This is a genomic window from Kiloniella antarctica (genome assembly GCF_042682825.1).
GTDB classification, from domain to species: Bacteria; Pseudomonadota; Alphaproteobacteria; order Kiloniellales; family Kiloniellaceae; genus Kiloniella; species Kiloniella antarctica.
Window position 1 is genome coordinate 1 of record NZ_JBHUII010000002.1, and the last position, 15,656, is coordinate 15,656.

At 46.1% G+C, this 15,656-nt stretch carries 12 protein-coding genes and 1 tRNA gene; all 13 read left to right on the forward strand.

Annotation, left to right across the window (positions count from 1 at the left end; translation table 11 throughout):
• Positions 1-154 precede the first annotated feature (154 nt).
• A tRNA-Trp gene (locus ACFSKO_RS05960) sits at positions 155-230 on the forward strand.
• A 137-nt stretch (positions 231-367) separates the two neighbouring features.
• Complete coding sequence (gene secE, locus ACFSKO_RS05965; RefSeq protein WP_380249468.1) at positions 368-565, forward strand: preprotein translocase subunit SecE; 198 nt, start codon at positions 368-370, stop codon at positions 563-565.
• Positions 566-568: 3 nt separating this feature from the next.
• Positions 569-1,099, forward strand: a complete 531-nt coding sequence (gene nusG, locus ACFSKO_RS05970; protein ID WP_380249470.1) for a transcription termination/antitermination protein NusG — start codon at positions 569-571, stop codon at positions 1,097-1,099.
• Between the two features lie 104 nt (positions 1,100-1,203).
• Entirely contained in the window at positions 1,204-1,632 is a 429-nt protein-coding gene (rplK, locus tag ACFSKO_RS05975) for a 50S ribosomal protein L11 (protein WP_380249472.1), read from the forward strand.
• Positions 1,633-1,636: 4 nt separating this feature from the next.
• The gene (rplA, locus tag ACFSKO_RS05980; protein ID WP_380249474.1) at positions 1,637-2,335 is read left to right on the forward strand and encodes a 50S ribosomal protein L1; all 699 of its coding nucleotides are present in this window, start codon (positions 1,637-1,639) and stop codon (positions 2,333-2,335) included.
• A gap of 312 nt (positions 2,336-2,647) precedes the next feature.
• Entirely contained in the window at positions 2,648-3,166 is a 519-nt protein-coding gene (gene rplJ / locus ACFSKO_RS05985; protein ID WP_380249476.1) for a 50S ribosomal protein L10, read from the forward strand.
• 51 nt (positions 3,167-3,217) lie between these two features.
• A complete protein-coding gene (rplL, locus tag ACFSKO_RS05990) occupies positions 3,218-3,592 on the forward strand; it encodes a 50S ribosomal protein L7/L12 (protein ID WP_380249478.1) in 375 nt (124 codons plus the stop codon).
• 226 nt (positions 3,593-3,818) lie between these two features.
• A complete protein-coding gene (rpoB, locus tag ACFSKO_RS05995) occupies positions 3,819-7,988 on the forward strand; it encodes a DNA-directed RNA polymerase subunit beta (protein WP_380249486.1) in 4,170 nt (1,389 codons plus the stop codon).
• A gap of 71 nt (positions 7,989-8,059) precedes the next feature.
• Positions 8,060-12,238 (forward strand): DNA-directed RNA polymerase subunit beta', encoded by a 4,179-nt coding sequence (gene rpoC, locus ACFSKO_RS06000; protein WP_380249480.1) that lies wholly within the window; start codon positions 8,060-8,062, stop codon positions 12,236-12,238.
• A 289-nt stretch (positions 12,239-12,527) separates the two neighbouring features.
• Positions 12,528-12,899 (forward strand): 30S ribosomal protein S12, encoded by a 372-nt coding sequence (gene rpsL, locus ACFSKO_RS06005; protein WP_047766120.1) that lies wholly within the window; start codon positions 12,528-12,530, stop codon positions 12,897-12,899.
• 15 nt (positions 12,900-12,914) lie between these two features.
• Entirely contained in the window at positions 12,915-13,388 is a 474-nt protein-coding gene (gene rpsG, locus ACFSKO_RS06010; protein WP_380249482.1) for a 30S ribosomal protein S7, read from the forward strand.
• An 18-nt stretch (positions 13,389-13,406) separates the two neighbouring features.
• Entirely contained in the window at positions 13,407-15,482 is a 2,076-nt protein-coding gene (gene fusA / locus ACFSKO_RS06015; RefSeq protein ID WP_380249484.1) for an elongation factor G, read from the forward strand.
• A gap of 36 nt (positions 15,483-15,518) precedes the next feature.
• A partial coding sequence (locus ACFSKO_RS06020) for a GTP-binding protein (RefSeq protein ID WP_380249488.1) occupies positions 15,519-15,656 on the forward strand: 138 nt, incomplete at its 3' end.

Here is a 15,656-nt window from a genome sequence, read left to right on the forward strand (position 1 = left end):
GATCCGTGAAGGCGGCCGTACCGTTGGTGCTGGTGTCGTTTCAAGTATCTCAAAATAAAAAAAATAAAACGTTGATAGGGACGGGGCGTCCTGCTAGAACGCCCCGTCTGCTAGTTGGTGACAACCGAGTCACATAACTACAACGACGAAATGTAGGAGAGTAGCTCAATTGGTAGAGCACCGGTCTCCAAAACCGGGGGTTGTGGGTTCGAGTCCCTCCTCTCCTGCCACTTAAAGCCCGGCGTAAGCTGGGTTTTGGTTTAGTTGGCAATCGTTATTATGTCTTGATATAAAACGGTGTATAACTAGATATATTTGTATTAGATCTGCCCCGGTTGTTGGGCACCAAGTCAAAGGCGTTTTAGGAATGGCAAAGACCAACCCCGGTCAGCTCATGAAAGAATTTCGTCAAGAACTGAGCAAAGTTACTTGGCCTACGCGTAAGGAAACTATGGTTACCACTGGTATGGTATTCGTTATGGTTACGCTTACTGCTACTTTTTTCTTCCTCGTCGATCTGGTGCTTAATCAGGGTGTGAAACTTATTTTAGGTCTGGGAGGGTAAATCATGGCTGCTCGTTGGTATGTAATCCATGTATATTCCGGATTTGAAAAGAAGGTTGCTGAATCTATTCAGGAGCAGGCTGCGAAAAAAGGCATGTCCGACCGTTTTGAGGAAGTTTTAGTTCCGACAGAAGAGGTTGTTGAAATGCGTCGTGGTCAGCGTATTAACGCTGAGCGTAAGTTCTTCCCTGGTTATGTTATGGTCAAAATGGACCTGACTGACGAGAGTTGGCACCTGGTTAAGGATACGCCAAAAGTTACAGGTTTTCTTGGTGGAAAAGGGCGTCCATTACCGATATCCGAACGGGAAGCGCAGGCAATGCTGCAGCAAGTCCAAGAAGGTGTCGATCGCCCACGTCCATCGGTTATTTTTGAGGTTGGGGAAACCGTTCGTGTTACTGACGGTCCTTTTGCTTCTTTCAACGGTGTCGTTGAGGGAATTGATGAAGAGAAAGCCCGCCTTAAAGTTGCTGTGTCTATCTTTGGTCGTGCCACTCCGGTTGAGTTGGAATACGAACAAGTTGAAAAGCAGTAATTCGTTTCTCTGTATTTAGTTGGCGACCGCAACAGCGGTCGTTTTTTAGTGCGGTGGGTCTGCCATGACCATACCGCGCACCCATAAGTTAAGAGGGTAAATCAATGGCAAAGAAAATCGCAGGCTATATCAAGCTTGAGATCCCTGCCGGTGCTGCTAATCCATCACCGCCAGTAGGTCCTGCGCTTGGTCAACGTGGCCTAAACATCATGGAATTCTGTAAGGCTTTTAATGCTGCAACGGGTGACATGGAGAAAAACACTCCTGTTCCTGTTATCATTACTGCTTACAGTGACCGTTCTTTCTCTTTTGTAACCAAAACGCCTCCTGCAAGCTACTTTCTTAAGAAAGCAGCTGGTTTGAGCAAAGGTGCTTCCGAAACCGGTAAAGCATTTGTTGGTTCTGTGACGATCGCCCAAGTTCGTGAAATTGCGCAAACTAAAATGGTTGATCTGAACGCTAACGATCTGGATGCTGCGAGCCTGATTATTAAAGGTACAGCGCGCTCCATGGGCTTGGAAGTGAAGGGATAAGATCATGGCGAAAAAAGGTAAGCGTATCACTGGCGCCTATGAAGGTCTTGACCGTGAAAAATCTTACAACCTTGTTGAGGCTGTAAAAATCATCAAAGCGGCAACTAAAACTAAATTCGACGAAACGCTCGAAATCGCAATGAACTTGGGTGTAGATCCTCGTCATGCTGACCAGAACGTTCGTGGCGTTGTTGCTTTACCTCACGGTACTGGTAAAGAAGTTCGTGTTGCTGTTTTTGCTCGTGATGCCAAAGCTGACGAAGCAAAGGCTGCTGGAGCTGAAATCGTTGGTGCTGAGGATCTTATGGAAAAGATCCAGGGCGGTGAGATGAATTTTGACCGTGTGATCGCAACGCCAGATATGATGGCTATTGTTGGTCGCTTGGGTAAAGTGTTAGGCCCACGTGGCTTAATGCCAAATCCTAAACTTGGCACAGTTACTCCTGATGTTAAGGGCGCTGTTGAAGCTGCTAAATCTGGTCAGGTTGAGTATCGTGTTGAGAAAGCCGGTATTATTCACGGTGGAATTGGCAAACTTAGTTTTGGTGAAGATCAGTTGATTGAAAATGCACGTGCATTTATTTCAGAGATCTTTAAGGCCAAACCAAGTGGTTCAAAAGGTACATACGTAAAACGCATTTCGATCTCATCTACGATGGGACCGGGCGTTAAGCTGGAAATTTCTTCTGTATCAGGCGAGTAATCGCTGTACGTGGTGAAATTTTTGGTGTATTAGGGCATCACTCAGCGGGAGAATTCGTTCTTCCGCTGTTCCTGCAGCGAAGTTTTCGGATTTCGTTGCAACCTGTCCAAGACTGTGGGTGTTTCATGTAAGTGAGACTTAAGTCCTTTAGGGGCCTACATAGACGGGAAGCGAGTTGTAGACGCATCGGGTCCTCCGGTGTGTAAGGCTTGAACTTCCAGGACAGGCGAACCGAATCTCTCTGGTGATGAGAGATTCTCGTGCAAATCGATCCGATTCCATTTGGGATGGATCAAAACGAGCGGAGCTACCGTGGATCGTACACAGAAAGAACAGCTCGTCGCTTTCCTTAAGGAAGTCTTCGACGACTCTGGTTTGGTTGTTGTTACGCAACAGTCTGGCCTGACAGTTTCAGAAGTTTCCGAATTGCGCTCAGGCGCACGGGAAGTTGGCGCTAGCTACAAAGTTGCGAAAAACCGGCTGGCGAAAATTGCTCTTGACGGCACGAAATTTGAGGCACTGAAGCCACTGTTCACTGGCCCAACAGCTGTTACGACATCTGTTGATCCAATTGCAGCGGCTAAAGTCTGCGTCGAGTTCGCCAAGAAGAACGAGAAGCTGACTATTGTCGGTGGTGCAATGGGTGACACTATTCTTAACGCTGATGGCGTTAAGGCTCTTGCTTCCCTTCCATCGCTCGACGAACTACGCGGCAAACTGGTTGGCCTATTGCAGGCGCCTGCTACGAAAATTGCAGGTGTTACGCAAGCTCCGGCTGGTCAATTGGCCCGCGTATTTGGTGCCTACGGGTCTCAAGGCGAAGCTGCTTAACGGTTTTGTTAAATTTTCTCTGTTCAAGCCTTTACGAGGATACTAATTACTATGGCTGATCTTGATAAATTGGTTGAAGAACTGTCTAAACTGACTGTTCTAGAAGCTGCTGAACTTTCTAAAAAGCTAGAAGACCATTGGGGTGTTTCTGCTGCTGCTCCTGTAGCTGTTGCTGCAGCTGCTGGTGGTGACGCCGGTGGCGCTGCTGAAGCTCAGACAGAATTTGATGTTGTTCTTGCCGCTGTTGGCGAAAAGAAAATCAACGTCATTAAAGAAGTTCGCGCTATTACAGGCCTTGGTCTGAAAGAAGCGAAAGACTTGGTTGAAAGTGCACCTAAAGCTGTTAAAGAAGGTGTCTCTAAAGACGAAGCCGACGAAGTAAAAGGTAAACTGGAAGCAGCTGGCGCTACTGTTGAAGTCAAGTAATCTTGATTTTGCGTCACTACCAGTTTTAGAAAACCCGGCCGGTACACAGCTCACGCTGTGTGTCGCGCCGGTTTTCTGCGCCTTTAAGGGGTAAGGTGTAAATTAACCCTCAAACTGTTTAAATGTCTTGTTATATAGACGTTTTCTCAGTGATTTTTTGAGATAATATTTGATGATTGGGAACCTCCCTTTCGTCAAAACCCAATGGGACGAGGACGTTACTGACATGGCGAGATCGTTTACGGGTCGAAAGCGCATTCGCAAGGACTTCGGGCGTATCACGGAAGTGAGCACTATGCCTAATTTAATCGAAGTCCAGAAAGCTTCTTACGATCAGTTCCTACAGGTAGGCGTTCCTGCTTCAGAGCGCAAAACTACCGGACTTCAGGAAGTATTTGAATCGATTTTTTCGATCAAAGATTTTGCTGAAAAGTCTGAATTACAGTTTCTGCGCTACGAGCTGGAACAACCTAAATTTGACGTAGAAGAATGCCAACAACGTGGCATTACATACGCAGCTCCACTCAAAGTTACTTTGAGACTTGTTGTTTGGGACGTAGACGAAGATACCGGTGCTAGATCAATCCGTGACATCAAAGAACAAGATGTCTACATGGGTGATCTGCCTATGATGACACGGTATGGTACGTTTGTCGTAAACGGTACCGAGCGTGTTATCGTTTCACAGATGCACCGTAGTCCTGGCGTGTTCTTTGACCATGATCGTGGGAAAACCCATTCTTCTGGTAAGTTCTTATTTGCTGCTCGCGTCATTCCTTATCGTGGCTCATGGCTCGATTTGGAATTTGATGCTAAAGATCTGGCTTATGTCCGTATTGATCGCCGCCGTAAGCTTCCTGCGACAACTTTGTTGCTCGCTCTGGATAATGAAGAAACGGCTAAGCGTCGCGCTGAATTGAGCGAAGCAAATGAAGTTCTAGATCCGACACAAGCTCAGGGCATGTCTCCTGAAGATTTGCTGCACTTCTTCTATGATACTGTTACCTATAAGAAGTCAGGTAACGGTTGGATGAGACCATTCGATGCTGACGCCATGAAGGGCGTAAAGCTTGTCAATGATCTTATCAACGCGAAATCGGGTGATGTTGCTGTTGAAGCAGGCACAAAGCTAACTCCGCGGTCTATTCGTAAATTGGTAGAAGATGGTCTTACAGATATCTTTGTACCAAGTGATGATTTGTTTGGCGCATACATTGCGAACGATCACATCAATGCAACGACGGGCGAAGTTATTTGCGAAGCTGGTGAAGAAATCACCGAAGAGCTTCTTGAAGCTCTTTCTGCAACTGGAATGACTGAAATTGATACTCTTGGTATCGATAATATTAAAGTTGGTCCATATATCCGCAATACACTTGCTGCTGATAAAAATGCAACACGTGAAGACGCGTTGCTGGATATTTATCGTGTGATGCGTCCTGGAGAGCCACCGACCCTTGAAGCCGCAGAGAAAATGTTCCACGGTCTCTTCTTTGATTCCGAACGTTACGATCTGTCTTCTGTTGGTCGTGTAAAAATGAACGCTCGTCTCGATTTCGAGACTGACGATCAGGTTCGTATTTTACGCCGGGAAGATATCCTTGAAATCGTAAAAATCCTTTGCGAATTGAAAGATGGTAAAGGTGATATCGATGATATTGATCACCTTGGTAACCGTCGTGTCCGCTCCGTTGGTGAGTTGATGGAAAATCAGTTCCGTGTTGGTTTGTTGCGTATGGAACGTGCGATCAAAGAGCGTATGAGTTCTGTTGAAATCGATACGGTTATGCCGCACGATTTGATCAATGCGAAACCAGTTGCTGCGGCTGTTCGTGAGTTCTTCGGATCTTCACAACTTTCTCAGTTTATGGATCAAACCAACCCGCTATCTGAAATTACGCACAAGCGTCGTGTTTCAGCGTTGGGCCCTGGTGGTCTTACGCGTGAACGTGCTGGCTTTGAAGTTCGTGATGTTCACCCAACTCACTATGGTCGTATTTGCCCGATTGAGACACCAGAGGGACCAAATATTGGTCTGATTAACTCTCTGGCGACTTTTGCACGTGTTAATCCTTATGGATTTATCGAAAGTCCATATCGTAAAATTGTGGATGGCGTTGTTACAGACGATGTTGTTTATCTTAGTGCGATTGAAGAAGGTCGTTACACGATCGCTGAAGCAAACGCGGCATTAAACGAAGATAATACCTTCGTCGAAGAACTGATTTCTTGCCGTAAAAACGGTGATTATTTCGTTACGCGTAGTTCAGAAATCAATCTGATCGATGTTTCTCCAAAACAGCTGGTTTCTGTTGCTGCTGCTTTGATCCCATTCCTTGAAAACGATGATGCGAACCGTGCTCTTATGGGCTCGAATATGCAGCGTCAGGCGGTTCCGTTGTTAAAAGCGGAAGCTCCTTTTGTTGGAACAGGTATGGAATCACGTGTTGCGCAGGATTCCGGGGTTTCAATTTCCGCCCGCCGTGGTGGTGTTGTCGACCAGGTTGATGCAACTCGTATCGTGGTTCGTGTTCGTGATGACATGTCCACGGGTGAGGGTGCTGTTGACATCTACAATCTGTCAAAATTCCAGCGTTCAAACCAAGGTACCTGTATCAATCAACGTCCACTTGTAAAAGTTGGTGACATGGTTGGTCGTGGCGATATCATGGCTGACGGTCCGTCTACAGATCTTGGTGAATTGGCTCTTGGTCGTAACGTTCTTGTGGCATTTATGCCTTGGAATGGTTACAACTATGAGGATTCAATTCTCATCTCAGAACGTATCGTACGTGACGATGTCTTCACCTCAATCCATATCGAAGCCTATGAAGTTATGGCACGCGATACCAAATTGGGTCAGGAAGAAATCACACGCGATATTCCAAATGTCGGTGAAGACGCTCTTCGTAATCTTGATGAAGCTGGTATGGTTTACATCGGGGCAGAAGTTGAGCCAGGTGATATCCTTGTTGGTAAGGTGACGCCTAAAGGTGAATCTCCAATGACGCCTGAAGAAAAGCTTCTTCGAGCAATCTTTGGTGAAAAAGCTTCTGACGTTCGTGATACTTCTCTACGTGTTCCTCCTGGGGGTATTGGTACTGTTGTTGATGTTCGTGTTTTCTCTCGCCGTGGTGTTGAGAAAGATGAACGTGAATTGGCAATTGAGCGCCTTGAGATTGAACACTTGGCAAAAGACCGCGACGATGAACGTGGCATTCTAGAGCGCAGTTTCTATGACCGCCTAAAAGAATTTACGGCAGGTCATGTTGTTGTCAGTGGCCCTAAAGGTATGCCAACTGGTGTTCAGGTTGATGCAGCACTTCTTGCTGACTTTACACCTGGCCAGTGGCGTCAAATCGCTGTCGAAGACGATGGTGCTCAAACGGAAATCGAAGCGCTTACCAAACAGTTCGAAGAGTCAATCGATGAACTGACAAAACGCTTTGATGATAAAGTACAAAAACTTCAGCGTGGTGATGAACTGCTTCCTGGTGTTATGAAGATGGTTAAAGTCTTCGTAGCTGTTAAACGTAAGCTACAGCCTGGTGATAAAATGGCTGGTCGTCACGGAAACAAAGGTGTTATTTCCCGCATTATGCCTGTGGAAGATATGCCTTACACTGAAGATGGTACTCCTGTTGATATCGTATTGAACCCGCTTGGTGTTCCTTCACGTATGAATGTTGGTCAGATTCTGGAAACTCACTTGGGTTGGGCGTGTCGTGGTCTTGGTCACCAGATTGGTGATATGGCCGTTGATGCCCGTCGTACAGGTGAGTATGGCGACCTCAAATCTAAGTTGCTCGATGTTTATGGTGAAAAAGACTATAACGACGGCATCGTAGATATGAATACAGAAGAACTGGACGAACTCGGTTACAATCTACGTAACGGTGTTCCGATTGCGACACCTGTATTTGATGGTGCTAAGGAAAAAGACGTCGTTGACATGCTTGTGAAGGCAGGCCTGGATAGTTCTGGTCAGGTTCGTCTGATCGATGGACGGACAGGTGAACAGTTCGACCGTAATGTAACCGTTGGTTATATTTACATGTTGAAATTGCATCACCTTGTTGATGATAAAATCCATGCTCGTTCTATCGGACCTTACTCTCTTGTTACGCAGCAGCCTCTGGGTGGTAAAGCTCAGTTCGGTGGGCAGCGTTTCGGTGAGATGGAGGTTTGGGCACTTGAAGCTTACGGTGCTGCGTATACCTTGCAGGAAATGCTAACTGTTAAATCTGATGATGTGTCAGGGCGTACTAAAGTTTACGAAGCGATCGTCAAAGGCGATGAGAACTTTGAAGCAGGTATTCCAGAGTCCTTTAACGTTCTGGTCAAGGAACTTCGTTCTCTTGGTCTGAATGTGGAATTGACACAAAGTGATGCTTGATATCCGGGGCCGCAAGGCCCCGGTTTCAAACGTTAACGGTTTAGAGAATAAAATTTTGTCGGGAGACACCGATGTCCAATGAGTTGATGAATCTTTTCGGCCAGACTAGTGGGCCTGCGACATTTGATCAGATCAGGATCGCAATCGCGAGTCCTGAACGGATCAGATCATGGTCCTTTGGCGAAATAAAGAAGCCAGAAACCATCAACTACCGTACTTTCAAACCAGAACGCGACGGCCTTTTTTGTGCGCGTATTTTCGGTCCGATCAAGGATTACGAATGTCTGTGCGGTAAATACAAACGTATGAAATATCGCGGCATCATTTGCGAAAAATGTGGTGTCGAAGTTACTCTTTCCAAAGTACGTCGCGAGCGTATGGGCCACATCGAATTGGCGAGCCCGGTTGCTCACATTTGGTTCCTGAAATCTCTTCCAAGTCGTATTGGCCTGTTGGTTGATATGCCGCTTAAGGATCTTGAGCGGATTCTCTACTTTGAGAATTTTGTGGTTGTTGAGCCTGGTCTTACTCCTATGAAGCAACACCAGTTGCTTTCTGAAGAAGAGTTCATGGATGCTCAAGACGAGTATGGAGATGATGCTTTCACAGCCAAAATTGGTGCTGAAGCGATCAAAGACATCCTAGCTGGTCTTGATCTTGAAGAAGAAAAAGACACCATTCGCCAAGAACTGCGTGATACTAATTCTGAAGCCAAACGTAAGAAGCTCGTTAAGCGTCTTAAAATCGTTGAAGCCTTCTTGGAATCAGGCTCACGTCCAGAGTGGATGATCCTTGATGTTGTTCCTGTAATTCCACCAGAATTGCGTCCTTTGGTGCCATTGGATGGTGGTCGATTTGCGACTTCAGATCTTAACGATCTGTATCGTCGTGTAATCAACCGTAACAACCGTCTGAAACGTTTGATCGAACTGCGTGCGCCAGATATTATTGTGCGTAATGAAAAACGTATGCTTCAGGAATCTGTTGATGCGTTGTTTGATAATGGTCGCCGTGGTCGTGTGATTACTGGTGCCAATAAACGGCCGCTTAAATCTCTTTCTGATATGCTCAAAGGTAAGCAGGGGCGTTTCCGTCAGAACCTTCTCGGTAAACGTGTCGATTATTCTGGTCGTTCGGTTATCGTTGTTGGCCCTGAATTGAAACTGCACCAGTGTGGCATTCCGAAAAAGATGGCGCTTGAACTCTTTAAGCCGTTTATCTATTCAAAATTAGAACTCTATGGAATGGCAACTACCATTAAAGCTGCGAAGCGTATGGTAGAAAAAACCCGTCCAGAAGTCTGGGATATTCTTGAAGAAGTAATTCGTGAGCACCCGGTTATGCTTAACCGTGCTCCGACTCTTCACCGTCTTGGTATTCAAGCTTTCGAGCCTACGTTGATCGAAGGTAAAGCGATCCAGCTGCACCCATTAGTTTGTACAGCGTTTAACGCTGACTTTGATGGTGATCAGATGGCGGTACACGTCCCGCTCTCTCTTGAAGCGCAGTTGGAAGCTCGTGTGTTGATGATGTCAACAAACAACATCCTGTCGCCTGCGAACGGTAAACCTATTATCGTTCCATCTCAGGATATTGTTCTTGGTATCTATTATCTATCCATGATGATGGATGGAGAGCCTGGCGAAGGTATGGCATTTGGTGATATGGCCGAGATTGACCATGCCCTAAATAACAAAGTGATTTCCTTGCATACTAAAATTACTGCTCGTTATCACACTGTTGATGCCGATGGTAAGCCGATCACGACCCTCGAAGAGACAACACCTGGTCGTATGAAACTTGCAGAGTTGTACCCACGTCATCCAAAGCTTCCATTCTCAAAGCTTAATCGCTTACTTCCTAAGCGTGAAGTTTCTGAAATCATTGATATGGTTTATCGTCATTGCGGTCAAAAAGAGACTGTAATTTTCTGTGATAAAATCATGAAGCTCGGTTTCACTCATGCGTGTATGGCCGGTATTTCGTTTGGTAAAGACGATATGCAGATTCCAGCCGCAAAAGAACAGCTTATTGAAGAAGCTCAAACTCAAGTTAAAGAATTTGAGCAACAGTATCTTGATGGTTTGATCACTCGTGGTGAAAAATACAACAAAGTTGTTGATATTTGGGCCCAGTGTTCTGATCGTGTCGCCGATGAGATGATGGATGTTATTGGTGCCGCTAAGGGACGTGATGTGAACTCGGTTTACATGATGGCTCATTCTGGTGCGCGTGGTTCTGCTGCTCAGATTAAACAGCTGGCAGGTATGCGTGGTTTGATGGCAAAGCCGGATGGCTCTATCATTGAAACACCGATTATTTCTAACTTTAAAGAAGGCCTTACCGTTCTTGAGTATTTCAACTCTACTCACGGAGCACGTAAGGGACTTGCTGATACCGCGCTTAAAACAGCGAACTCAGGTTATCTTACACGTCGTCTCGTCGATGTTGCGCAGGATGCAATCATCAATGAAGAAGATTGTGGTACTGATATTGGTATGCAGATTTCTGCTGTCATCGACGGCGGTGAAGTTATTGCCTCATTGAGCGAGCGTCTGCTTGGTCGTACGACTATCGATGATCTTGTGAGTCCATTAACGAAAGAAGTGATTGTTTCTGCTGGAGACATTATTTCTGAAGAACATTTAGATGAAATTGATCGTTCTGGTCTAGATACAATCCATGTTCGTTCTCCACTGCTTTGTAAGTCCAAAAATGGTGTTTGTGCGCAATGTTATGGTCGTGATCTATCACGCGGTACAAAGGTATACACTGGAGAAGCTGTTGGCGTTATCGCTGCTCAGTCCATTGGGGAACCTGGTACACAGTTGACAATGCGTACTTTCCACATTGGCGGTGCTGCACAGGGTGGTTCTGAACAGTCATCTATTGAAGCTTCACTCGCTGGTACAGTCCATATTAAAAACCGTAACATCGTGATGAACTCTGATGGCCTCCCAATTGTTATGGGACGTAGTCAGGAACTTATCATTCGTGACGATAACAACCGTGAACGTGCGCGTCACCGTCTACAATACGGTGCGAAATTGCTGGTTGATGAAGGTGGCAAATGTGAAAAAGGTCAGAAACTAGCCGAATGGGATCCGTACACGATTCCAATTATCTCTGAAAAAGAGGGCATGGCTAATTTTGTTGACCTGGTTGATGGTACCTCCATGCGTGAAGTTACGGATGAGACTACAGGTATTTCTAACCGTGAAGTTGTTGAGTGGAAACAGGCTTCTAAGGGAGCTGATCTGAAACCACGTATTACCTTGCGTGATGCTGATGGTGAAGTGATCCTGCTTGAGAACGATATGGAAGCGCGTTACTTCCTATCTGTTGGAGCTATTCTTTCGGTTGAGCCTGGTACTCCTGTAAAAGCGGGTGACGTCTTGGCGCGTATTCCGCGCGAAGGGTCCAAAACACGTGATATTACGGGTGGTCTTCCACGCGTTGCGGAGCTTTTCGAAGCACGTAAGCCAAAAGATTATGCTGTAATGTCTGACATTGCTGGTCGAGTGGAATACGGTAAAGATTATAAAGCTAAACGCCGGATTATTGTTCGTCCTGATGATGAGACTATCGAACCACGTGAATATATGCTGCCAAAAGGTAAGCACCTTGCTGTTCAAGAGGGGGACACCGTTGAAGTTGGTGATCTTTTGATGGACGGTAGTTTAGTTCTACATGATATTCTGGATGTGTTAGGTGTTGAGGCTCTTGCTGATTACCTGATTAACGAAGTCCAGAGTGTTTACCGTCTGCAGGGCGTTAAGATCAACGATAAGCATATCGAAGTGATCATTCGCCAGATGCTACAAAAAATCGAAATCACAGACGGTGGTGACACAACCTTCTTGGTTGGTGAAACTGCTGACCGTGAAGAGTTCGGTGAAGAGAACGAAAAAGCAATTAAAGAAGGGGGGCGCGTTGCCTCTGGTCGTCCAATCCTGCAAGGGATCACGAAGGCCAGCTTGCAGACAAGATCCTTCATTTCTGCTGCATCGTTCCAAGAAACTACGCGTGTTCTGACTGAAGCTGCGACCCATGGTAAAATGGATACGTTGGTTGGTCTTAAAGAAAACGTTATTGTTGGTCGCCTGATACCTGCTGGTACTGGTGCTGTTATGAAGCGAGTTAAAAAACTTGCAGAAGAACAGGATCAAATTATTGCAGCGTCTCGGGAAGCCGCAGCGAATGAGGCTATCGACTCTAGCCTCCCTAGTGAGCAGACCCCTGCGGAGTAATTTTTACTTCTATGGGTAAGAAAAGAGATTAAGCCCAGAGGCGCAGTTTCCTGTGTTTCTGGTGCTTGGTTTTGTGGCTGCCGTCAAAAATTCAATGGAAGGCTTGACGGTTGGTGGTCGCGACCATAGTATGCGGCCACTTTCGGGATTCTCGTTCCTGCCTTTTGGTATGAGCGGCAGACTCGAAATCTTAGTTTTCTAGCTGTTACACAGGATGAGATGTCCGCGGGACGTGATTATCCGAACGCGTGACAATTAGTACTGTAATACTGGCTTTAAGGATTGCCTGATGCCTACAATTAACCAATTGATCCGTAAACCGCGTAAAGCGCCGTTTCAACGGACCAAAGTACCGGCTCTAGAAGCATGCCCACAAAAGCGTGGCGTGTGTACTCGTGTTTATACCACGACGCCGAAAAAACCTAACTCCGCTCTTCGTAAAGTCGCACGTGTGCGTCTTACTAACGGGTTCGAAGTTACTAGCTATATTCCAGGCGAAGGTCATAACCTTCAAGAACACTCTGTCGTGATGATTCGCGGCGGTCGTGTGAAGGATTTGCCTGGTGTTCGTTATCACGTAATTCGTGGTACTCTGGATACCCAGGGTGTCAAAGATCGTCGCCAGCGTCGTTCAAAATACGGCGCAAAGCGTCCGAAGTAAGGCAAAGGATCTACCATGTCTCGTCGCCATAGAGCTGAGAAGCGCGATATCCTGCCAGACCCAAAGTTTGGTGATATTACGCTAAGTAAATTTATGAACTGCCTAATGCTTGACGGCAAAAAAGCCGTCGCTGAAAATATCGTTTACGGTGCGTTAGATCGCGTCGCTGAGCGTAACAAAACAGAAGACACAATCTCTGTTTTTCATGAAGCGCTAGGTAATGTTCGTCCGGATTTGGAAGTTCGCTCCCGCCGTGTTGGTGGTGCTACTTACCAGGTTCCTGTTGAAGTTCGCTCTACACGTGCGCAAGCACTTGCTATTCGTTGGTTAATCGGTGCTGCGCGCAAGCGTTCCGAAAATACAATGGTTGACCGCCTAGCTAATGAGCTGATGGATGCTGCAAACAACCGCGGTGCTGCTGTTAAGAAGCGTGAAGATACGCATAAAATGGCAGAGGCTAACAAAGCCTTCTCACACTACCGTTGGTAATTTAAAGAGGTCATCGTTATGTCTCGGACGACCCCGCTTGAGCGGTATCGTAACATCGGTATCATGGCACACATTGATGCTGGTAAAACTACGACAACAGAACGTATTTTGTTTTATACGGGTGTCTCTCACAAAATTGGTGAGGTTCACGACGGTAATGCTACTATGGACTGGATGGAGCAGGAACAAGAGCGCGGTATTACAATTACATCCGCGGCTACAACCTGTTTTTGGAAAGACCACCGTATCAACATCATTGATACACCTGGCCACGTTGATTTCACGATTGAAGTTGAGCGTTCCCTGCGTGTTCTCGATGGTGCTGTAGCTGTATTTGACTCGGTTGCAGGTGTTGAGCCTCAATCTGAGACTGTCTGGCGTCAGGCTGATAAATACGCTGTTCCACGTATGTGTTTCGTCAATAAGATGGACCGTACAGGCGCAGATTTTTATCGCTGTGTTGATATGATGAAAACACGCCTTGCTGCGAAACCAATGGTTCTACAGATACCGATTGGTTCAGAAGCAGAATATAAAGGTGTTATTGATTTGCTCAAAATGAAAGCGATCGTCTGGAATGACGAGAGCATGGGAGCAAATTATGATGAAGAAGAAATTCCTGCTGATCTGCAAGCCAAAGCTGATGAATATCGCGAAGCGATGATTGAGCTGGCTGTTGAGCAAGATGAAGCCGTTATGGAAGCTTACCTTGAAGGTAATGAGCCTGATATTGAAACGCTGAAACGTTGTATTCGTACAGGTACAATGAATCTGTCTTTCGTGCCTGTTCTCAATGGTACTGCGTTTAAAAACAAAGGCGTTCAGACTTTGCTTGACGCTGTGATTGATTACATGCCATCACCGCTTGATGTTGATGATGTTGAAGGTGTTCATCCTGATACGGATGCTGAAGATACTCGCCCTACACGGGATGACGTACCTGCTTCAGCGCTTGCTTTCAAAATTATGACGGATCCATTCGTTGGTTCTTTGACCTTTGTGCGCGTTTATTCCGGTGTTCTTGAGACTGGTACTCAAATTACGAACTCTGTTAAAGGTAAGCGCGAACGTATCGGCCGTATGTTGCAGATGCATGCAAACAGCCGTGAAGATGTTAAACAAGCACGTGCTGGTGATATCGTTGCTATTGCGGGTCTTAAAGACACAACAACTGGTGACACACTCTGTGACAACCTTAAGCCAATTATTCTTGAGCGTATGGAATTCCCAGAGCCAGTGATTGAAGTTGCTGTCGAACCTAAGACTAAAGCTGACCAAGAAAAAATGGGCCTAGCTCTGAACCGTTTGGCTCAGGAAGATCCATCTTTCCGTGTTTCTTCAGACAATGAAAGTGGCCAAACTGTCATTAAGGGTATGGGTGAACTTCATCTTGATATTCTTGTTGATCGTATGCGTCGTGAATTCAAAGTTGAAGCTAACGTCGGTGCGCCACAGGTTGCTTATCGTGAGACGATTACACGTACATGTGAAATCGATTATACGCATAAGAAACAGTCTGGTGGTTCTGGTCAGTTTGCGCGTATCAAAATTGAGTTCCAGCCATTGGAGCCTGGTTCAGGTTTTGAGTTCGAAAGTAAGATTGTAGGTGGTTCTGTTCCGCGTGAATACATTCCTGGTGTTGAAAAAGGACTAAGACAGTCTAATGATGCAGGGGTGATCGCTGGATTCCCAATGATCGACTACAAAGCTACATTGCTTGATGGCGCAAGCCATGACGTCGATTCTTCCGTGCTTGCTTTTGAAATTGCTGCGAAAGCAGCTTTCCGTGAAGGTATTCCGAAGGGCGGTTCCGTTCTTCTCGAGCCTGTCATGAAGGTAGAAGTTGTTACGCCTGACGAATACATGGGTGATATCATCGGTGACCTGAACAGCCGTCGTGGTCAAGTTCAGGGCATGGATGCACGCGGTAACGCACAGGTTATCAATGCAATTGTACCTTTGGCGAACATGTTTGGTTACGTTAATACTCTGCGCTCTATGAGCCAGGGTCGTGCACAATATTCAATGGTCTTCGATCACTATGAACAGGTACCAAAAGCGGTAGCTGATGAAGTAGTGGCAAAACTGGCTTAACGGCCTCTTAAAAGACTAAAATAGGAGTTATAGCCGATGGCTAAGGAAAAGTTTGAGCGGACGAAACCGCATTGTAACGTAGGTACTATTGGTCACGTTGACCACGGTAAGACGACCCTTACAGCTGCTATTACGAAAGTATTGGCAGAGGCGAGTGGTGGTACAGCTACAGAT

Bases quoted from the DNA above. Each gene is read 5' to 3' on its own strand.
- rpoC (WP_380249480.1), top strand. From the start codon at position 8,060: ATGTCCAATGAGTTGATGAATCTTTTCGGCCAGACTAGTGGGCCTGCG.
- fusA (WP_380249484.1), top strand. From the start codon at position 13,407: ATGTCTCGGACGACCCCGCTTGAGCGGTATCGTAACATCGGTATCATG.
- rplA (WP_380249474.1), top strand. From the start codon at position 1,637: ATGGCGAAAAAAGGTAAGCGTATCACTGGCGCCTATGAAGGTCTTGAC.
- rplK (WP_380249472.1), top strand. From the start codon at position 1,204: ATGGCAAAGAAAATCGCAGGCTATATCAAGCTTGAGATCCCTGCCGGT.
- rpsL (WP_047766120.1), top strand. From the start codon at position 12,528: ATGCCTACAATTAACCAATTGATCCGTAAACCGCGTAAAGCGCCGTTT.
- nusG (WP_380249470.1), top strand. From the start codon at position 569: ATGGCTGCTCGTTGGTATGTAATCCATGTATATTCCGGATTTGAAAAG.
- rpoB (WP_380249486.1), top strand. From the start codon at position 3,819: ATGGCGAGATCGTTTACGGGTCGAAAGCGCATTCGCAAGGACTTCGGG.
- rpsG (WP_380249482.1), top strand. From the start codon at position 12,915: ATGTCTCGTCGCCATAGAGCTGAGAAGCGCGATATCCTGCCAGACCCA.
- secE (WP_380249468.1), top strand. From the start codon at position 368: ATGGCAAAGACCAACCCCGGTCAGCTCATGAAAGAATTTCGTCAAGAA.
- rplL (WP_380249478.1), top strand. From the start codon at position 3,218: ATGGCTGATCTTGATAAATTGGTTGAAGAACTGTCTAAACTGACTGTT.